This is a genomic window from Dankookia sp. GCM10030260 (assembly GCF_042666655.1).
Lineage (GTDB): Bacteria > Pseudomonadota > Alphaproteobacteria > Acetobacterales > Acetobacteraceae > Paracraurococcus.
The window spans coordinates 53,118-71,446 of the sequence record NZ_JBHTDE010000011.1 but is presented as its reverse complement, the minus strand read 5'-3'; the positions used below and the strand labels follow the sequence as shown (position 1 = coordinate 71,446).

Genomic DNA, 18,329 nt, shown 5'->3' with positions numbered 1-18,329 from the left:
ACGCGCACGCAAGCAAGGCCGGGGGAATGCCTACCCCCGGCCCCTCCATTTCTCCGAGTCAGCCCAGCAATTTCTTGACCGCTTCGTTCACCAGGGCCGGGTTTCCCTTGCCCTGCATGGCCTTCATCACCTGGCCGACGAAGAAGCCGAACAGCTTGTCCTTGCCCGAACGGTATTCGGCGACCTTGTCGGCATTGGCCGCCATCACCTGCTCGACCATGCGGTCGATCGCGCCGGTATCGGTCACCTGCCGCAGGCCGCGCTCCTCGACGATGGCGCCAGGGCTCTTGCCGGTCTCGACCATCGCCTCGAAGACCTGCTTCGCCAGCGTGCCGGACAAGGTCTTGTCCGCCAGCAGGTCCAGCAGCGCGCCGAGATGGGCGGCCGGCACCGGCGGTTCGGCGATGCTGGTCTTGGTCCGGTTGATCGCGGCGAAGAGGTCGCCGGTCACCCAATTGGCGGCGACCTTGGCGTCGCGGCCGCGGGCCACCTCCTCGAAATAGACTGCCGTCTCCTTCTCGAGCGTCAGCACATGCGCGTCGTAGGGCGTCAGCCCCATCGCCGCGTAGCGGGCGCGCCGGACATCCGGCAGTTCGGGCAGCGCGGCCTTCAGCTGCGCGACCCAATCGGCCTCCAGCACCAGCGGGGGAAGGTCCGGGTCGGGGAAGTAGCGGTAGTCATGCGCATCCTCCTTCGACCGCATGCTGCGGGTGACGCCGCGGCCGGTGTCGAACAGCCGGGTCTCCTGCACGACCTCGCCGCCGTCTTCCCAGACCTCGATCTGCCGCCGCGCCTCGGCCTCGACCGCCTGCATGACGAAGCGGATGGAGTTGACGTTCTTCACCTCGCAGCGGGTGCGGTAATCCTCCCCGGCCTTGCGGACCGAGACATTGACGTCGGCCCGCATCGAGCCCTCGTCCATGTTGCCGTCGCAGGTGCCGAGGTAGCGCAGGATCTGCCGCAGCTTGGTCAGGTAGGCGCCGGCCTCCTCGGGGCTCCGCATGTCGGGCTCGGAGACGATCTCCATCAGCGCGACGCCCGAGCGGTTCAGGTCGATGAAGGACTTCGACGGGTGCTGGTCGTGCAGCGACTTGCCGGCATCCTGTTCCAGGTGCAGCCGGGTGATGCCGATGGTCTTGCTGCTGCCGTCGGCCAGCGTGATCTCGATCTCGCCGGTGCCGATGATCGGGTGGGCGAACTGGCTGATCTGGTAGCCCTGCGGCAAGTCGGCATAGAAATAGTTCTTGCGGTCGAAGCGCGACCACAGGTTCACCTGCGCCTTCAGCCCCAAGCCGGTCCGCACCGCCTGCGCCACGCATTCGCGGTTGATCACCGGCAGCATACCGGGGAAGCCGGCATCGACGAAGCTGACCTGGCTGTTCGGCTCGGCGCCGAAATCGGTCGCGGCGCCGCTGAACAGCTTGGCCTTGCTCGTCACCTGGGCATGGACTTCCAGGCCGACGACGATCTCCCAGGGGCCGGTGCGGCCCTCAAGCGTAAAGGACATGGCCTCGTTCCTTGTCTGCCCAGGCGAAGACGCGCGCTTGCTCGTCGGCCAGGAATGCGGCGGCGTCGCCGCCCACGATACGCCCGCAGCGCTCCGCCGCGCGGGCGAAGCCGATCAACGGCCTGCCGCGCATGACACCATGCGCGAGGCTTTTCCGGTCCACCACGATGGCGGAGAGCAGCGGCCAGCCCAGCCCCGTCGCCCAGGCGCAGAGTGCGAAGAGATGCGGGTCCATCCGTCGTCGCGCCGCCTGCCAGGCCAATCCGCTGGCCTCCGCCACGGCGCCGTAGCTGAGGAAGCGCCGCGCCTCGGCCGCCATGCGGATGGCGGCGAAGCTACGCCCGCGGTCGAGCGCCGCCTCGGTCACGCCCCGGCCCGCAGCGCCGGCACGGCGCGGAAATCCGCCGCCGTCTCGATCGCGGCGCCGACCGCGAAGACCGTCTCCTCGTCGAAGGCGCGGCCGATCACCTGCAGGCCGAGCGGCAGCCCCTGCGCATCCAGCCCCGCCGGAACCGCCAGGCCCGGCAGGCCCGCCAGGTTCGCCGTCACGGTGAAGACGTCGTTGAGGTACATCGTGATCGGGTCGTCCTGCTTCTCGTCCATCCCGAAGGCGGCCGAGGGCGTCGCCGGGGTGACGATGGCGTCGACCTTCTGAAAAGCTTCGTCGAAGTCGCGCTTGATCAGCGCGCGGATCTTCTGCGCCTTCAGGTAGTAGGCGTCGTAGTAGCCGGCGCTCAGCACATAGGTGCCGATCATGATGCGGCGCTTGACCTCGGTGCCGAAGCCGGCGGCGCGGGTCCGCTCGTAGAGGTCCTTCAGGTCGCTGTCCTTCGCGGTCTCCCGCAGGCCGAAGCGCACGCCGTCATAGCGCGCGAGGTTGGAGGAGGCCTCGGCCGGGGCGACGATGTAGTAGGTTGGCAGCGCGTATTTCGTGTGCGGCAGGCTGATCTCGACCGTCTCGGCGCCCTGGTCGCGCAGCCATTGCAGGCCCTGCTCCCACAAGGCGGCGATCTCGGGCGGCGTGCCCTCCAGCCGGTATTCCTTCGGCACGCCGATCCGCAGCCCCTTCACCCCGCGGGCGCAGGCAACCCCGAAATCCGGCACGGGAACATCGGCCGAGGTGCTGTCCTTCGGGTCGTAGCCGGCCATGGAGCGCAGCAGGATCGCGCAATCCTCGACCGTGCGGGCCACCGGCCCGGCCTGATCGAGGCTGGAGGCGAAGGCGACGATGCCGTAGCGGCTGCACCGCCCATAGGTCGGCTTGATCCCGGCGATGCCGCAGAAGGCCGCCGGCTGGCGGATCGACCCGCCCGTGTCGGTCGCCGTCGCCCCCAGCGCCAGCCGCGCCGCGACCGCGGCCGCCGACCCGCCGGAGGACCCGCCCGGCACCAGCCGCGCATCCGGATCGTTGCGCCGGCTCCACGGGTTCTCCACCGGCCCGAAGGCGCTGGTAGTGTTCGACGAGCCCATGGCGAATTCGTCGAGGTTGACCTTGCCGAGGAAGACCGCGCCGTCGCGCAGCAGGTTGCCCGACACCGTGCTCTCGTAGGGCGGCACGAAATTGCCGAGGATCCGGCTGCCCGCCGTGGTCCGCGTCCCCGCCGTGCAGAACAGGTCCTTGATCGCCAGCGGGATGCCCTCCAGCGGCCCGGCCAGCCCCTCGGCGCGGCGCGCATCGCTGGCCTTGGCCTGGGCCAGCGCCTGCTCCCCGGTCACGGTCAGGTAGGCGTTCAGGCGGGGATTCAGCGCCGCGATACCGTCCAGGTGCGCCTGGGTCAGCTCGACGCTGGTCAGCAGCCCCTCGTTCAGCGCCTCGATGGCGCCGCGGAGCGAGAAATCCGTCGGGTGCATTATTCGACCACCTTCGGCACGCCGAAATATTCGCCCATCCGGTCGGGCGCATTGGCCAGGATCTTTTCCGGGATGCCGCCATCGGTGACGACGTCGTCCCGCAGCGGCAGCGACACCGCACCGCCACCGGCCATCGGCTCGATGCCCGTGGTGTCCACCGCCTGCAATTGCTCGATCCAGCCGAGGATGCCGTTGAGCTCGGCCTGCATGCGGCCGACCTCCTCCTCCTCCAGCCGGATGCGGGCGAGCGAGGCGATGCGCCTCACCGTGGCGGTGTCGAGGGACATGCGGGATTCCAGACCTGGCCAGGGGCTACATTTGGCTTGCCAGGGCTATAACGGCCGCCATGCCCCTCTTCAACCTGACCGACCTCCGTGCCGCCCTGCCCCGCGGCCAAAGGCTGATCGGCCTCGATCCCGGATCGAAGCTGATCGGCGTGGCGCTGTCCGACGTGCTGCTGATGCTGGCCTCGCCCTATGGCTCCTTGAAGCGGGGCAAGCTGCGCGCCAACGCGGCCGAGGTGCTGGCGATCGCCCGGCAGCAGGGCGCCGGCGGGCTGGTGGTCGGCCTGCCGCTGGGGATGGACGGCTCCTTCGGCCCGGCCGCCCAGGCGGCCAAGGACTGGGCCATGGCGCTGGGCGAGGCGGCCGGCCTGCCGGTGGCGCTGTGGGACGAGCGGCTGAGCAGTTCTGCGGTGAACCGGGCAATGATCGAGGCCGACATGACCCGGGCCAAGCGCGCGGCGGCGGTAGATGCGGCGGCGGCCGCCTATACGTTGCAAAGCGCGCTGGACGCGACGAGGCCGGCCGCCGGTTGATCCTGCCGCCCGGCGGCAACGCTTGGCCACCCTCCCCGGCAGGGCTAGCTTGCCCCCGCCGCAGCCCGCGAGTCCCGATGTCCTTTTCCTTCCCGATCCTCCCCGGCGGCCACCTGCTGGCCATCGAAGGCCTCGAGCCGCCGCATATCGGCGCGCTGCTCGACCTGGCCGAGAGCTATGCCCTGCTCAACCGGTCGGGGAAGACCCAGCGCGACCTGCTGCGCGGCCGCACCCTGATCAACCTGTTCTTCGAGGACAGCACCCGCACCCGCACCAGCTTCGAGTTGGCCGGCAAGCGGCTGGGCGCCGACGTGATCAACATGTCGGTCAGCCAGTCCAGCGTGAACAAGGGGGAGACGCTGCTGGACACCGCGCAGACCCTGAACGCCATGCATTGCGACCTGCTGGTGGTCCGCCACGCCCAGTCCGGCGCCCCGGCCCTGCTGTCCCAGAAGGTGTCGGCCAGCGTCATCAACGCCGGCGACGGCACGCATGAGCACCCGACCCAGGCCCTGCTGGATGCCCTGACCATCCGCCGCCGCAAGGGCCGGCTTGAAGGACTTGTCGTCGCCATCTGCGGCGACGTGCTGCACAGCCGCGTCGCGCGCTCCAACATCCATTTGCTGACCGCCATGAATGCCCGCGTCCGCCTGGTCGGCCCGCCCACCCTGATGCCGGCCGAGGCCGCCCGGCTCGGCGTCGAGGTCTTCCACGACATGCAGGCGGGCCTTGCCGGCGCCGACGTGGTGATGATGCTGCGGCTGCAGAAGGAACGGATGACCGGCGGCCTGGTCCCTTCGTCCCGCGAATTCTTCCGCTTCTTCGGCCTGGACCGGGAGAAGCTGGCCCATGCCCGGCCCGATGCGATCGTGATGCATCCGGGCCCGATGAACCGCGGCGTCGAGATCGACAGCGCCGTCGCCGACGACCCGGAGCGCAGCGTGATCGGCGAGCAGGTGGAAATGGGCGTCGCCTGCCGGATGGCGGTGCTGGACGTGCTGGCACGGGACCTTCGCCGCAATGCATGACACCCTTTTCACCGGCGCCCGCCTGCTGGACCCCGCCAGCGGCCTCGACGGCCTGGGCGACCTCCTGGTCCGCGACGGGCTGATCCTCGACCACGGCAGCGGCCTCGGCCGGCCGGACGGTGCCATGGTGGTCGACGGCACCGGGCTCTGCCTCGCCCCCGGCCTGGTGGACCTCCGCGCCGATATCGGCGAGCCGGGGCACGAGCACCGCGAGACCATCGCCAGCGCCGCCGCCGCCGCGTCGGCGGGGGGCATCACCACGCTCTGCGCCCTGCCGGACACCGACCCGCCGCTCGACGACCCGGCCCTGGTGCAATTCGTCCTCCGCCGCGGCGAGGCGACCGGGTCCATCACCCTGCTGCCCTATGGCGCCGCGACCAAGCGTTGCGAGGGCCGTGAACTGGCCGAGTACGGCCTGCTGAAGGAGGCCGGCGCGGTCGCCTTCACCGATGGCCGGCGGGCGATCGGCAATGCCCGGACCATGCGGCTGGCGCTGTCCTATGCCCGCGCCTTCGGCAGCTTCGTCGTGCAGCACCCGGAGGAGCCGAGCCTGGCTGCCGGCGGCGCGGCGACCGAGGGCGAGCTGGCGACCCGGCTCGGCCTGCCCGGCATCCCCCCGGCGGCCGAGGCGATGATGGTCGGGCGCGACATCGCCCTGGCCCGCATCACCGGCGGGCATGTCCATTTCGCCCATGTCAGCACCGCCGCGGCACTTGATTTGATCCGTGCCGCCAAGGCCGAAGGGCTGGCCGTGACCTGCGACACCGCCCCGCCCTATTTCGACCTGAACGAGACGGCGATCGGCGACTGGCGGACCTATGCCAAGCTGTCGCCCCCGCTGCGGCCGGAGGCCGACCGGCTGGCCGTGGTCGCCGCGCTGGCGGACGGGACGATCGACGCCATCGCCTCCGACCACCAGCCGCGCGATGCCGACGACAAGCGGCTTCCCTTCGCCCAGGCCGAGGCCGGCGGCGCCGGGCTGGCCACCCTGCTCGGCGTCACGCTCGCCCGCGTCCATGGCGGCGACCTCTCGCTGCTGGCGGCGCTCGACCTGCTGACGGCGCGGCCGGCGAAGCTGCTCGGCCTGCCGATCGGCCGGTTGGCCAGGGGTGCCGCGGCCGACCTGTTGCTGCTGGACCTGGAGCGCGGCTGGCAGGTCAAGGACGGGCAATTGCCGGGCAAGGCGCAGAACACGCCCTTCGACGGAAGGGCGCTGGAAGGCCGGGTGGTCGGCACCTGGAAGGCCGGACGGCGGGTCTTCGGATGAACGAATTTCTCGCCCTCGCCCTCGGCTACCTGCTGGGCTCGGTGCCCTGGGGGCTGCTGCTGACCCGGGCGGCCGGGCTCGGCGACATCCGCAGCATCGGCTCGGGCAATATCGGCGCGACCAACGTGCTGCGCACCGGCAACAAGACGCTCGCCGCGGCGACGCTGGCGCTGGACATCCTGAAGGGCGTCGCGGCGCTCGCCCTGGCGCGGATGGTGTGGGGCGAGACGGCAGGCCTGTTCGCCGGCTTCGGCGCCATGCTGGGCCATGCCTTCCCGGCCTGGCTGGGCTTCAAGGGCGGCAAGGGCGTGGCGACCGGCGGCGGGGTGCTGCTGGCCGCGGCCTGGTGGCTGGGCCTGGGCGCGGCGCTCGTCTGGCTGGTGATGGCGCTGGTGACGCGGATCTCCTCGGCGAGTGCCCTGGCCGCCTGCGCCGCGGCGCCGCTGATCGCGGCGGCGGCGGGGCGCTGGGACCTGGCGGCCTTCTCGGCCGGGATCGCCGCGCTGGTGGCCTGGCGGCATAAGGCGAACATCGCCCGGCTGCTGGCCGGGACGGAGCCGCGGATCGGCCGCCGCGGCTGACGCTTCGCGGGGCTAAGTCATTGCGACAAGGCACATAATCCTGGCTTTGCCGTGGTCGACCCCTTACGGTTCGCCCCGGCGTGGAGACAAGCCGGGAATGCGTCCTACCTGTTGGCATCGCCCGGGCTCCGGATGGCCCGGATGAGCGGGGCAGATGCGGCGCCGCTGCCCCCGGCCGAGGCCCTCGCCCGCCTCCGCCTAGCCCGCACCGACGGCATCGGCCCGCTCACCTTCCGCCGCCTGCTGGAGCGCCACGGCAATGCCGGCGCGGCGCTCACCGCCCTGCCCCGCCTCGCCGCCCGCCGCGGCACGCCCTTCGCCCTCCACCCGGAAGCCGAGGCGCGGCGGGAGCTGGAGGCGCTGCACCGGCTGGGCGGCCGGCTGCTCTTCGCCGGCCTTGCCCCCTACCCGCCCTTGCTGGAGATGCAGGAGGATGCGCCGCCGGTCCTCGCCCTGCTCGGCGACCCGGCGGCCCTGGCACCACGCGCCGTCGCCCTGGTCGGCGCCCGCAACGCCTCCGCCGCCGGGCGGCGGATCGCGGAGGACCTGGCCGAGTCGCTGGCCGCGGCGGGCCTCACCGTGGTCTCCGGCCTCGCCCGCGGCATCGACGCCGCCGCCCATCTCGGCGCCCTGCGCCGCGGCCGCACCATCGCCTGCGTCGCCGGCGGGCTCGACCAGCCCTATCCGCCGGACCATGCAAGGCTCCAGGCCCGCATCGCCGCCGAGGGCGGTGCCGTCCTGGCCGAGGCGCCGCTCGGCATCGCCCCGCTGGCCCGCCACTTCCCCCGCCGCAACCGCATCGTCGCCGCCCTCTCGCTCGGCGTGGTGGTGATCGAGGCCGCCCTGCGCTCCGGCAGCCTGATCACCGCCCGCATGGCGCTGGAAGCCGGGCGGGAGTTGTTCGCCGTGCCCGGCAGCCCGCTCGACCCCCGGGCACGGGGCTCCAACGACCTCATCCGGCAGGGCGCGCATCTGGTGGAATCGGCCGAGGACGTGCTGCCGCATCTGCCCGAAGCCCCGCATGCGGCACCGCTGTTTGCCGCACGCAGCGCATGGTCCGAGGCCGAACCGGTCCGGCCGATCGTTGCGGCATCGCCGGAAGACTCGGGAATTCCCCCACAAGTCCTTGATTTGCTTGGGGGCTCTCCGATAGCGGTTGACGAGGTCATGCGGCGCTGCCACCTGTCGCCCTCCGCGATCCAGGCGATCCTCCTCGATCTCGAATTGGCTGGACGGGTGGAACTGCTGCCGGGCAACCGCGTGGCGCTCACCGGACGGGGCCAGGACGGGACTTGAGGCGGGCGCCTTGCTCGCCGCCAATGCCGCCTGCCCGCGGCCACAGGATGTGTGGAGTCCATGACGGACGTCGTCGTCGTCGAAAGCCCCGCCAAGGCCAAGACCATCAACAAGTATCTCGGCGGGGACTTCACCGTCCTGGCGAGCTTCGGCCATGTGCGCGACCTGCCGCCGAAGGACGGCTCGGTCCGCCCGGACGAGGACTTCGCCATGGACTGGGAATCCGAGGACCGCGGCGAGCGCCAGGTCAATGAGATCGCCCGCGCGCTGCGCGGCGCCAAGCGGCTCTACCTCGCCACCGACCCGGACCGGGAAGGCGAGGCGATCTCCTGGCACGTGAAGGACATGCTGGCGCGGAAGGGCGCGCTGAAGGGCATCGACGTCCAGCGCATCACCTTCAACGAGATCACCAAGCGCGCCATCCAGCATGCGGTCGCGCATCCGCGCGAGCTCGACACCCCGCTGATCGATGCCTACCTGGCGCGGCGGGCGCTGGACTACCTGGTCGGCTTCACCCTGTCGCCGGTGCTGTGGCGGAAGCTCCCCGGCAGCCGCTCGGCCGGCCGGGTGCAGTCGGTGGCGCTGCGGCTGATCTGCGAGCGGGAAGCCGAGATCGAGGCCTTCCGCGCCCGCGAATACTGGACGGTCGAAAGCCGCTTCGCCACGCCGCAGGGCGCCCCCTTCACCGCGCGGCTGACGCATCTCGACGGCCGCAAGCTCGACCAGTTCGACCTGCCGGACGAGGCCAGCGCGATGCGCGCCAAGGCGGCGGTCGAGGCCGGCACCTTCTCCGTCCTCTCGGTCGAGAAGCGGCGGGTCAGGCGCAACCCGCCGCCGCCTTTCACCACCTCCACCCTGCAGATGGAAGCCAGCCGCAAGCTCGGCATGGGCGCGCAGCAGGCGATGCGCACGGCGCAGCAGCTCTATGAAGGGGTCGAGATCGGCGGCGAGACCGTCGGCCTCATCACCTATATGCGGACCGACGGCGTGCAGATGGCGCGCGAGGCGATCGCCGCCATCCGCGACCATGTCGGCGAGAGCTTCGGCCGCGACTACCTGCCCGGCGCGCCGCGCGAGTATTCCTCGAAGGCCAAGAACGCCCAGGAGGCGCACGAGGCGATTCGCCCGACCGACGTCTCCATGACGCCGGAGAAGGTCGCCCGCTATCTCGATGACCGGCAGCGCAAGCTGTACGAGCTGGTCTGGAAGCGCGCGGTCGCCTCGCAGATGCAGTCGGCCGAGCTGGACCAGACCACGGTCGAGATCGCCGATGCCGCGCGCAAGACCATCCTGCGCGCCACCGGCTCGGTCATCGCCTTCGACGGCTTCCTCAAGCTGTACCGCGAGGACGAGGATGACAGCGCGGCGGACGCCCGCGCCGGCATCACCGGCATCGCCCCGGGTGGCGAGGATTCGGACACCCGCACCCTGCCGCCGATGCGGGAGAAGGACCCGCTGAAGCGCGGCGATGTCGCCGCCCTGCAGCACTTCACCCAGCCGCCGCCGCGCTTCTCGGAGGCCACGCTGGTCAAGAAGCTGGAGGAGCTGGGGATCGGCCGGCCCTCCACCTATGCGTCCATCCTGCAGACCCTGCAGGACCGCGACTACGTCAAGCTGGACAAGCGCCGCTTCGTCCCGGAGGACCGCGGCAGGCTGGTCACCAGCTTCCTGGTCAAGTTCTTCGAGCGTTACGTCGATACCGGCTTCACCGCCGGGCTCGAGGAGCAGCTCGACGACATCTCCGGCGGCAAGATCGACTGGCGCGCCGTGATGCGGGCCTTCTGGGAGGAGTTCAAGCGGGCGATCGACGCCACCCGCGATCTCAAGATCAGCGACGTCATCGACGCGCTGGACGAGGAATTGGGCCCGCACTTCTTCCCCGAGCGCGAGGGCGGCACCGACCCGCGCGCCTGCCCGGCCTGTTCCGGCGGCCGGCTCGGCCTGCGGCTGGGACGCACCGGCGCCTTCATCGGCTGCTCCAACTACCCGGAATGCCGCTACACCCGCCCGCTGATCGCGCCCGGCGCCGAGGGCGACGGCACCACGGGCCTCAGCGACGGGCCGCGCGAGCTGGGCGCCGACCCGGCGAGCGGCGAGAAGGTCACCATCCGCCGCGGCCCCTACGGCGTCTATGTCCAGCTCGGCGAGGGCGGCACCGACGAGAAGGGCAAGCCGACCAAGCCGCGCCGGGCCAGCCTGACCAAGGACATGGACCCCGACACGCTCGACCTCGACCGGGCGCTGAAGCTGCTGTCGCTGCCGCGGCTGGTCGGCCGCGATCCGGAAAGCGGCGAGGAGATCCAGGCCGGGCTCGGCCGCTTCGGGCCCTATATAAAGGTGGGGTCCATCTTCCAGTCGCTGGAGCCGGGCGACGACGTGCTCTCGCTCGGCATGAACCGGGCGATGGAGCTGCTGGCGAAAGCCAGGGCCAAGGTCCGGCTGGTCGGCCAGCACCCGAAGGACAAGGCGCCGGTCGAGATCCGCAAGGGCCGGTTCGGACCCTATGCCCAGCATGGCAAGACGGTCGCCAACCTGCCGCGCAACCTGGCGATGGAGGAGGCGACGCTCGAGGAGGTGGTGACGCTGCTGGCCGAGAAGGGCAAGGAGCTCAAGCCGATGACCAAGGGCGGCGCCAAGGGCAAGGCGAAGCCGGGCGCCAAGCGCGCGGCATCGGCCACCGCAGCGACCAACGGCACGGCACCCGAGGCACCGGCGAAGCCGGCCGCGCGCAAGGCGGCGGTGACCGCAAAGGCTCCGGCCAAGCCCGCCGCGCGCAAGCCGGCCCCGGCGGCCGCCCGCAAGGCGGCGGCAGCGGCGAAAAAGCCGGCCGCCAAGCCGGCCGCGAAGAAACCCGCCGCGAGGCAGCCGGCGGCGCCGAAGAAGCAGGCCTGAGATGCCCCGCCGCCCGGTTGGCGGCCTGCCGCTCCGGCCGCCGAAGCGGTCGCCAGGCGACGCGGAGGCGCCGCTGCCCTCGAAGGAGGCGCTGCGGCGCTTCCTGCAGGCCAGCCCGGGCAAGGTCGGCAAGACCGACATCTCGCGGCATTTCGGCCTGACCTCGGACCAGCGCCCGGCGCTGCGGGCGCTGCTGGCGGAGATGAAGGCCGATGGCACCGCGGCGCCTGCCGGCCGCCGCGGCCTCGCCGCACCCGGCCGCCTGCCCGACATGGCTGTGATCGAGGTCACCGGCACCGACCCGGACGGCGACCCGATCGCCCGGCCGCTCGGCTGGAAGGCCGAGCAAGGCCGCCCGCCCGTCATCTTCATGCGGCCGGAACGCGCCGGGCAGCCGGCGCTCGCGCCGGGCGAGCGGGTGCTGGCCAGGCTGAAGCCGATCGGCACCGGCAAGTACGAGGGCACCACGGTCAAGCGGGTCGCCGGCGCCGCCCCCGCCCGGGTGCTCGGCGTCTTCGAGAATGGCCGGATCGTGCCGACCGACCGCCGCCACCGGTCCGAGTGGGTGGTGCCGCCCGGCGAGGCGGGCGGCGCCACCAATGGCGAGATCGTCCTGGCGGAACCGCTGCCGGGCCGCGACCTGGGCCTGCGCCCGGCCCGGGTGGTCGAGGTGCTCGGCAGGATGGGCGAAGCGAAATCCGTCTCCCTCATCTGCATCCACGCCCATGGCATCCCCGACATCTTCCCGACCGAGGCGGTGCGCGAGGCCGAGCACGCCACCGGCGTCGCGGCGGACGGGCGGGAGGATCTGCGCACGGTCCCGCTGGTCACCATCGACGGCGAGGATGCGCGCGACTTCGACGACGCGGTCTGGGCCGAGCCGGACGGCCCAGAGGGCGCAAGGGGCTGGCGCGTGCTCGTCGCCATCGCCGATGTCGCGCACTACGTCCGCCCCGGCTCGGCGCTGGACCGCGAGGCCTGGGCGCGCGGCAACAGCGTGTACTTCCCCGACCGCGTCGTGCCGATGCTGCCCGAGGCGCTGTCGAACGGCTGGTGCAGCCTGCGGCCGAACGAGGACCGTGGCTGCCTCTTCGTCGAGATGCGCTTCGATTCGGGCGGCACCAAGTCCGCGCATCGCTTCGGCCGGGGGATCATGCGCAGCGCCGCCCGGCTGACCTACGAGCAGGCCCAGGCGGCGCAGGATGCCGGCGAGGACCCGACCGGCACCCTGGTGCCGCTGTACGGTGCCTGGCGCGCCCTGCTGGCGGCGCGCAAGCGGCGCGGCACGCTGGAGCTCGACCTGCCGGAGCGCCGGGTGCGGCTGGACGAGGCCGGCACCGTGCTCGGCGTCGAGCCGCGCGCCCGGCTCGATTCGCACCGGCTGATCGAGGAATTCATGGTCGCCGCCAATGTCTGCGCGGCGGAGGAGCTCGAGCGACTCTCGCAACCCTGCATGTACCGGGTGCACGACCGGCCCTCGGACCAGAAGCTGGAGGGCCTGCGGCAATTCCTCGACGCCTTCGACATCACCCTGCCGCAGGGCGACCGCATCCATCCGCGCGACTTCGCCCATGCGCTGGAGAAGGTCGCCGACCGGCCGGAGGCGCGGCTGGTGCACGAGACGGTGCTGCGCAGCCAGTCCCAGGCCGCCTATGCGCCGGAGAATATCGGTCATTTCGGCTTGGCGCTGGGCCGCTACGCGCATTTCACCAGCCCGATCCGCCGCTACGCCGACCTGCTGGTGCACCGCGCCCTGGTGCGCGGGCTGAAGCTGGGGGACGACGGGCTGCAGGAGACCGAGGCCGCCCGATTTCCCGACACCGGCGAGCATATCACCCAGACCGAACGCCGCGCCGCGGCGGCCGAGCGCGATGCGGTGGACCGCTACCTTGCGGCATTCATGTCGCAGCGAATCGGAGAGGTGTTCGACGCACGCATTTCCGGGGTGACACGGTTCGGCCTGTTCGTCACCGTAGAGGCGAATGGCGCCAGCGGAATCGTTCCTCTCGCGTCCCTGCCGGACGACCGATGGACCGAGGACCAGGCCAGGCATGTGCTGTCCGGCCAAAGGACGGGGATCACCTTCGCCCTTGGCCAGGCCGTCGAGGCGCGCCTCGTCGAGGCAACGCCGCGCACCGGCGGCATGGTCTTCCACCTGATGCAGGGCGTGCCCGTGCGGCCTGCCGCGCGCCCCGCCAAGGCAAGGCCCGGCAAGGCCGCTCGCCCGCCTTCCTGACCCTGCTGCTGCTGCTGCTTTTCCCGCCTGCCGCCGGGGCGCAGGAAGGCCCCTTCCCGCGCGAGCAGGTGCAGGCGGTGCTCGCCACCGCGCTCGGCGCCGTGCTGGAACGGCACCTGGACGTGGCGACCCCGGCCCAGCTCGGCCTCTGGGCCCTGCGCGGGCTGGAGGTGCTGGAGCCCACCCTGCAATCCGAGCTGCAGAGCGGCACCCTGCTGCTCTCGGCGCCCGACCGGCTGCTCTCGGCCCGGCCGATGCCGGCCCGCCCCGCCCAGGGTCCACCCGAAGCGGCGGCGCAGCCGCTGGCGGTGGCGCTGTCGGGCATGTTCGACGCCGCCTGGCGGGCCTCGCCGGCGATCCGCCGGGCCGGGACGGAACGCATGCTGCGCAGCGCCTTCGAGGAGCTGTTCAACCACCTCGACCCCTATAGCCGCTACATGACGCCGGAGGAGGCGATGGCCGCCCGGGCGCGGCGCATCGGCCAGACCGGGCTCGGCCTGCGCTTGGCCGCTGGCCGCGGCCGGGCGGTGGTCATCGCCACCCTCCGGCCCGGCTCGCCCGCTGCCGAGGCCGGACTGCGGGTCGGCGACCGGGTGCTGGAGGCCGATGGCGTGGCGCTCTCGGCGCAGGACCTGGTCACCGCCGCGGCGCTGCTGGAAGGCCCGGCCGGCACCGAGGTGGCGCTGCGGATCGAGCGCGGCAAGCGGCGTTTCACCGTCCTTCTCCTGCGCAGCGCGGTGCCGCCGGAGACCCTGCATGCCCAGCGGCGGGAGGATATCCTCTGGCTGCAGCTCGACGGCTTCTCCAACGCCACCGACGTGCGGCTGACCGAGGCGCTGCTGGAGGCCTTCCGCGGCACCGCGCCGCGCGGCGTGGTGCTGGACCTGCGCGGCAACCGCGGCGGGCTGCTCGGCCAGGCGGTGGCCGTGGCCACCGCCTTCCTGGGCGAGGGCGTGGTGGCGCTGACCGGCGGCCGGCACCCGGATGCGGCGCGCAGCTATGTCTCGGCCGGGCCGGACCTGGCGCGCGGCGTGCCGCTGGTGGTGCTGGTGGATGGCCGCACCGCCTCGGCGGCCGAGATCGTCGCCGCCGCCCTGTCGGACCGCGGCCGCGGCGTGGTGGTGGGGAGTGCGACCACCGGCAAGGGGCTGATCCAGGCGGTGGTGCCGCTGCCCAACAGGGGCGAGCTGCTGGTCACCTGGTCGCGCGTCCTGGCGCCGCGCGGCTGGCCGATCCAGGGCCTCGGCGTGCTGCCCGCGGTCTGCACCAGCCTGGGCGCCGAGGCGACGGCGGCGGCGCTGGCCCGGCTGCGCCAGGGGGATCCGCCGATGGCGCGGACTCTGGCGCGGCTGCGGGCGGCCCGCGCCCCGGTGCCGGGCAGCGAGGTGACGGCGCTGCGCAACACCTGCCCGCCGGCCGAGGGACGCCCCGCCGACCTCGCCGTCGCCCGCACGCTGATCGAGCAGGCGGATGCCTATGCGACGGCGCTGGCGCGCTGAACCGGCCCTCGGGCGAGGCTTTCGCTTGACGCCAGCGCCCCGGGCGCTACTGTCCGCGCCCTCACGCCAGCCCGGCAGACAGAACACGCGAAGGCTTCGTCATGGCCAAGTCGAACACCATCCAGATCAAGCTCGTCAGCAGTGCCGAGACCGGCTTCTTCTACGTGACCAAGAAGAACGTCCGGAACACCACCGGCAAGCTCGAGATGAACAAGTACGACCCGGTCGTGCGCAAGCACGTCGTCTTCCGCGAATCGAAGATCAAGTAAGGCTCGCGGCGCGCAAGCGCCGCGCCGCCTGTCGGTGGCTGGAAGCGGACGGGGCAGCCCGGCCGCTTTTTCGCGTTGCCTGGACAAGCGCATCGGCCGCGCGGCAGGGGCCGGTCTCCGGAACCCGATAAGGGGTTCGGAGGGGATGCTATCTCCCCGACCTTCCTTTTTCAGGTGTCCGCGGCCGAGTCCGGCGGCCCGGCGATGAAATCCTCCGGCACCGCCTGCTCCACCCGGTTCCGCCCTGCCGCCTTGGCGCGGTAGAGCGCCGCATCCGCCGCGGCGATGGCGCCCGAGACCGAGCACCCCGCCGGCGCGATCGCCAGGCCGATGCTGATGGTGATCGGCAGCAGCGCCGGCCCGACCGAGATCGGGTCGTTGCTCAGCGCGGCGCGCAGCCTTTCGGCGACCATCGCGGCGTAGTCGGTGGGTGCACCGGCCAGCACCACCATGAATTCCTCGCCGCCGTAGCGCGCCAGCACGTCGGCGGCGCGGAGGTGCGACTTCATCCGCTCCGCCACCTCCTTCAGCGCGGCATCGCCGGCGGCGTGGCCGTAGGTGTCGTTGATCGCCTTGAAGCGGTCCACGTCCAGCAGCATCACCGCGGCGTCCGACCCCCGCAGCACGCCATCCAGGTGGCGACGGACATAGCGGCGGTTGCGCAGCCCGGTCAGCGGGTCGGTCACCGCCAGTTCGAGCGAACGGTCGAGGTCGTTCCGCAGCCGCTCCTGGTACCATTTCCGCCGCACCTGGTTGCGCGCGCGTGCACGCAACTCGTTGGCGTCGATCGGCCGCAGCACGTGGTCGTTGGCGCCGAGGTCGAAGCCGCGCAGCACCAAGCCGCGCTGGTTGGCATCGGCCGCCAGCACCACCGGCAGGTCGCGCGTCGCCGCCTCGGCCCGCAGCCGGGAGGCGAGCCGCAGCACGTCGCCGCCCTCGGGCGGCAGGCAGAGCACGGCGAGGTCGAAATTGCCCTCCAGCAACGCCCGCCGCGCCTCGTCCGAGCGGGTGGACTGATGCACCACGACGCCGTCGGCGGCCAGCGCCTCGGCGATCTGCCGGCTTTCGCCGGGCATCTCCGACAGCACCAGGGCGCGGGCGCCGTCAATGTTCGCGCGCGGCTCCGGCGGCGGCTCGATCCCCAATTGCCGGGCGGTGTCGGTGCGCTGCCGCCAGGCATCCAGCACCTGCTTCACCCGCAGCAGGGCGCGCAGCCGGGCGAACATGGTGGCGTCGTCCACCGGCTTCGACAGGAAGTCGTCGGCCCCGGCCTCCAGGCCCCGGACGCGTTCCGCTTGGTCGATCAGCGCGGTGACCATGACCACCGGCAGATGGGCGGTGGCGTCATGCGCCTTCAGCCGGCGGCAGACCTCGTAGCCGTCCATCCCCGGCATCATGACGTCGAGCAGGATGACGTCCGGCGACCAGCGCGCGGCCATGGCCAAGGCCTCGGGCCCGCTCGAGGCCAGCGCCACCTCGTAGTATTCGGCCAGCAGCTTGGCTTCGAGCAGCCGGAGGTTGGCCGGGATGTCGTCGACCACGAGGATCCGGGCGGTCATATGACGGCACCATGAAATCCGCCCCGGCAGGCCGTCGCGACCCCGGCCGGGGCCTTCGCCGGCGTCGCCGTCGACCTTAAGGAGGCAGCGTGCCGGGCGGGCCCGGCCAGGACGTGATGGACAGGGAGACCGGCATGTCGGGATCGACGGCGAGCGGAGACGGGGACCGGCGGCAGGCGGCGAATGCATCGCTTTTCTTCAAGCGCTGGCTCGCCAACCCGCTGCAGATGGGCTCGGTCATCCCGTCCTCCCGCACCTTGTGCCGGCGCATCGCCGCCCTGGTGGAGCGGGCGCCGGACGAGGTGGTGCTGGAGCTCGGCGCCGGCACGGGTGTCGTCTCCCGCGCCCTGCTCGCCGCCGGCGTGCCGGCCGGGAAGCTGGCGGTGGTCGAGATCGTGCCTGAAATGGCGGGGCACCTGCGGGCGGTCCTTCCGGGCGTGAACGTGGTCTGCGGCGATGCCTTCGAGCTGGCACGCGACCTGCCGGAGCGGCTGCATGGCAAGGTCGGCACCGCGATCTGCGGCATCCCGCTGGTGCTGCTGCCGCTGGAACAGCAGCGGCGCTTCGTGGCGGCGGTCGAGGCAGTGGCCCCGGGCAAGGGGTTCCTGCTGTACAGCTATTGCATCACCTCGCCGTTGCCGCATGGCAAGCTGGGGCTGCACGCCAGGCGCGAGGCCTGGACGCCGCTCAACCTCCCGCCTGCCAGTGTCTGGCGGTATCAGCCTCGGCGTTGATGCCCCCATGCGCCTCGCCCGAAGGGTGGTTCCGGCCGGCGGTCCCATGCCGACCGGTCCCGCTCTCCTGTAGCACGGGCGCAAAGCCCGGTTGAAGGCGGGTGAGACCATCTATTTCGCGGCTTCGCCGCGTCAGCCGCTGCTGAGCGTGACTTCTTGTCCATCCGCCCGGCGCAGCCGGGCAACCAGCCGGGCGTGCGGACTGCGGCGCACCTTCAGCGCCTCCTCCAGCCCGCGCTCGGCCAGCGCCGCCTTCACCGCCTCGGCCTCGGGGTGCTCGGCCTCCAGGTGCAGCAGGCGGACATGGCTGTCGGGAATCCGGGAGGAAGCGCCCTCCCCCGTCCATTCGATCAGCGCCGGGATCAGGTTGTCCATGTCCTGGCGTTGCGGCGGGAAGGCCATGCGCCACTGCAGGTCGCCGCGGCTCATCGCCCGCACCTCCCCGGCGCGGTGGCCCAGGCGTGCCACCACGGCATCCATCACCGGGGTGCGGGCCACCCAGGCGATCAGCCGCGGCTCGGCTTCCAGCATCACCTTCACCGCCGGGTCGTCGAGGTCGAACATGCGGCCATGCGGCGGTTGCGGCTGGTCCGGGTCGGGGGCGATGATTTCCAGATAGGTCCCCTTGCCCAGGCCGAGCAGCATGTTGTGCGTGCCGAAGCCCTCATGCTTGCCGCCGGCGCGCGGCTTCACCCCCAGATGCTGTTCGATGAAGGCGGCGCCTTCGGCGAGCGTCCGGGCGCCCAGCACGATGTGGTCGATTTCGGCCATCCTGATTCCCCTTGCCGTGACG

16 protein-coding genes are annotated in these 18,329 nt (G+C 72.1%); 10 read left to right on the top strand and 6 right to left on the bottom strand.

Annotation, left to right across the window (positions count from 1 at the left end; all coding sequences use genetic code 11):
- Positions 1 to 58: 58 nt before the first annotated feature.
- The 4 genes from gatB to gatC are packed head-to-tail and all read right to left on the bottom strand — an operon-like array spanning position 59 to position 3,645.
- A complete protein-coding gene (gatB, locus tag ACFQS7_RS24645; RefSeq protein ID WP_380069803.1) occupies positions 59 to 1,507 on the bottom strand; it encodes an Asp-tRNA(Asn)/Glu-tRNA(Gln) amidotransferase subunit GatB in 1,449 nt (482 codons plus the stop codon).
- Positions 1,491 to 1,874 carry a hypothetical protein gene (locus ACFQS7_RS24640; RefSeq protein ID WP_380069802.1) on the bottom strand — a complete coding sequence of 128 codons (384 nt, stop codon included), beginning with the start codon at positions 1,872 to 1,874 and terminating at the stop codon, positions 1,491 to 1,493. Before ACFQS7_RS24640 ends, gatB begins: the two co-directional genes overlap by 17 nt.
- Positions 1,871 to 3,358 (bottom strand): Asp-tRNA(Asn)/Glu-tRNA(Gln) amidotransferase subunit GatA, encoded by a 1,488-nt coding sequence (gene gatA, locus ACFQS7_RS24635; protein ID WP_380069801.1) that lies wholly within the window; start codon positions 3,356 to 3,358, stop codon positions 1,871 to 1,873. The genes ACFQS7_RS24640 and gatA overlap by 4 nt, the downstream gene beginning before the upstream one ends.
- A complete protein-coding gene (gene gatC, locus ACFQS7_RS24630; RefSeq protein WP_380069800.1) occupies positions 3,358 to 3,645 on the bottom strand; it encodes an Asp-tRNA(Asn)/Glu-tRNA(Gln) amidotransferase subunit GatC in 288 nt (95 codons plus the stop codon). Before gatC ends, gatA begins: the two co-directional genes overlap by 1 nt.
- A 59-nt stretch (positions 3,646 to 3,704) precedes the next feature.
- Here gatC and ruvX point away from each other — a divergent pair, with 59 nt between their 5' ends.
- The 9 genes from ruvX to rpmG all read left to right on the top strand — a co-directional run bounded on the left by ruvX (position 3,705) and on the right by rpmG (position 15,243).
- Positions 3,705 to 4,175: a Holliday junction resolvase RuvX gene (gene ruvX, locus ACFQS7_RS24625; protein ID WP_380069799.1), complete on the top strand. Its 471-nt coding sequence runs from the start codon at positions 3,705 to 3,707 to the stop codon at positions 4,173 to 4,175.
- A 77-nt stretch (positions 4,176 to 4,252) separates the two neighbouring features.
- Positions 4,253 to 5,203, top strand: a complete 951-nt coding sequence (locus tag ACFQS7_RS24620; protein ID WP_380069798.1) for an aspartate carbamoyltransferase catalytic subunit — start codon at positions 4,253 to 4,255, stop codon at positions 5,201 to 5,203.
- Positions 5,196 to 6,470, top strand: a complete 1,275-nt coding sequence (pyrC, locus tag ACFQS7_RS24615) for a dihydroorotase (protein ID WP_380069797.1) — start codon at positions 5,196 to 5,198, stop codon at positions 6,468 to 6,470. Before ACFQS7_RS24620 ends, pyrC begins: the two co-directional genes overlap by 8 nt.
- The gene (plsY, locus tag ACFQS7_RS24610; protein WP_380069796.1) at positions 6,467 to 7,051 is read left to right on the top strand and encodes a glycerol-3-phosphate 1-O-acyltransferase PlsY; all 585 of its coding nucleotides are present in this window, start codon (positions 6,467 to 6,469) and stop codon (positions 7,049 to 7,051) included. The genes pyrC and plsY overlap by 4 nt, the downstream gene beginning before the upstream one ends.
- 141 nt (positions 7,052 to 7,192) lie before the next feature.
- Positions 7,193 to 8,347, top strand: coding sequence for a DNA-processing protein DprA (gene dprA / locus ACFQS7_RS24605; protein WP_380069795.1), 1,155 nt, complete (start codon positions 7,193 to 7,195; stop codon positions 8,345 to 8,347).
- Between the two features lie 60 nt (positions 8,348 to 8,407).
- Complete coding sequence (gene topA, locus ACFQS7_RS24600; protein ID WP_380069794.1) at positions 8,408 to 11,239, top strand: type I DNA topoisomerase; 2,832 nt, start codon at positions 8,408 to 8,410, stop codon at positions 11,237 to 11,239.
- A 1-nt stretch (position 11,240) separates the two neighbouring features.
- On the top strand, positions 11,241 to 13,475 hold the full coding sequence (gene rnr, locus ACFQS7_RS24595) for a ribonuclease R (RefSeq protein WP_380069793.1): 2,235 nt from the start codon (positions 11,241 to 11,243) through the stop codon (positions 13,473 to 13,475).
- 77 nt (positions 13,476 to 13,552) lie between these two features.
- Positions 13,553 to 14,974, top strand: coding sequence for a S41 family peptidase (locus ACFQS7_RS24590; RefSeq protein ID WP_380069792.1), 1,422 nt, complete (start codon positions 13,553 to 13,555; stop codon positions 14,972 to 14,974).
- Between the two features lie 101 nt (positions 14,975 to 15,075).
- The gene (rpmG, locus tag ACFQS7_RS24585) at positions 15,076 to 15,243 is read left to right on the top strand and encodes a 50S ribosomal protein L33 (RefSeq protein WP_380069791.1); all 168 of its coding nucleotides are present in this window, start codon (positions 15,076 to 15,078) and stop codon (positions 15,241 to 15,243) included.
- Positions 15,244 to 15,413: 170 nt separating this feature from the next.
- Here the strand turns inward: rpmG and ACFQS7_RS24580 are convergent, their stop codons facing one another.
- Positions 15,414 to 16,802: a PleD family two-component system response regulator gene (locus ACFQS7_RS24580; RefSeq protein WP_380069790.1), complete on the bottom strand. Its 1,389-nt coding sequence runs from the start codon at positions 16,800 to 16,802 to the stop codon at positions 15,414 to 15,416.
- A 134-nt stretch (positions 16,803 to 16,936) separates the two neighbouring features.
- Between ACFQS7_RS24580 and ACFQS7_RS24575 the strand changes: the two genes are divergently transcribed.
- Complete coding sequence (locus ACFQS7_RS24575) at positions 16,937 to 17,536, top strand: class I SAM-dependent methyltransferase (RefSeq protein WP_380069789.1); 600 nt, start codon at positions 16,937 to 16,939, stop codon at positions 17,534 to 17,536.
- A gap of 132 nt (positions 17,537 to 17,668) precedes the next feature.
- Here the strand turns inward: ACFQS7_RS24575 and ACFQS7_RS24570 are convergent, their stop codons facing one another.
- The gene (locus ACFQS7_RS24570) at positions 17,669 to 18,307 is read right to left on the bottom strand and encodes a VOC family protein (RefSeq protein ID WP_380069788.1); all 639 of its coding nucleotides are present in this window, start codon (positions 18,305 to 18,307) and stop codon (positions 17,669 to 17,671) included.
- Positions 18,308 to 18,329: the final 22 nt, after the last annotated feature.

Bases quoted from the DNA above. Each gene is read 5' to 3' on its own strand.
- plsY (WP_380069796.1), top strand. From the start codon at position 6,467: ATGAACGAATTTCTCGCCCTCGCCCTCGGCTACCTGCTGGGCTCGGTG.
- topA (WP_380069794.1), top strand. From the start codon at position 8,408: ATGACGGACGTCGTCGTCGTCGAAAGCCCCGCCAAGGCCAAGACCATC.
- rpmG (WP_380069791.1), top strand. From the start codon at position 15,076: ATGGCCAAGTCGAACACCATCCAGATCAAGCTCGTCAGCAGTGCCGAG.
- ruvX (WP_380069799.1), top strand. From the start codon at position 3,705: ATGCCCCTCTTCAACCTGACCGACCTCCGTGCCGCCCTGCCCCGCGGC.
- gatB (WP_380069803.1), bottom strand. From the start codon at position 1,507: ATGTCCTTTACGCTTGAGGGCCGCACCGGCCCCTGGGAGATCGTCGTC.
- gatC (WP_380069800.1), bottom strand. From the start codon at position 3,645: ATGTCCCTCGACACCGCCACGGTGAGGCGCATCGCCTCGCTCGCCCGC.
- ACFQS7_RS24570 (WP_380069788.1), bottom strand. From the start codon at position 18,307: ATGGCCGAAATCGACCACATCGTGCTGGGCGCCCGGACGCTCGCCGAA.
- ACFQS7_RS24620 (WP_380069798.1), top strand. From the start codon at position 4,253: ATGTCCTTTTCCTTCCCGATCCTCCCCGGCGGCCACCTGCTGGCCATC.
- ACFQS7_RS24580 (WP_380069790.1), bottom strand. From the start codon at position 16,802: ATGACCGCCCGGATCCTCGTGGTCGACGACATCCCGGCCAACCTCCGG.
- gatA (WP_380069801.1), bottom strand. From the start codon at position 3,358: ATGCACCCGACGGATTTCTCGCTCCGCGGCGCCATCGAGGCGCTGAAC.
- pyrC (WP_380069797.1), top strand. From the start codon at position 5,196: ATGCATGACACCCTTTTCACCGGCGCCCGCCTGCTGGACCCCGCCAGC.
- ACFQS7_RS24575 (WP_380069789.1), top strand. From the start codon at position 16,937: ATGTCGGGATCGACGGCGAGCGGAGACGGGGACCGGCGGCAGGCGGCG.
- rnr (WP_380069793.1), top strand. From the start codon at position 11,241: ATGCCCCGCCGCCCGGTTGGCGGCCTGCCGCTCCGGCCGCCGAAGCGG.
- dprA (WP_380069795.1), top strand. From the start codon at position 7,193: ATGAGCGGGGCAGATGCGGCGCCGCTGCCCCCGGCCGAGGCCCTCGCC.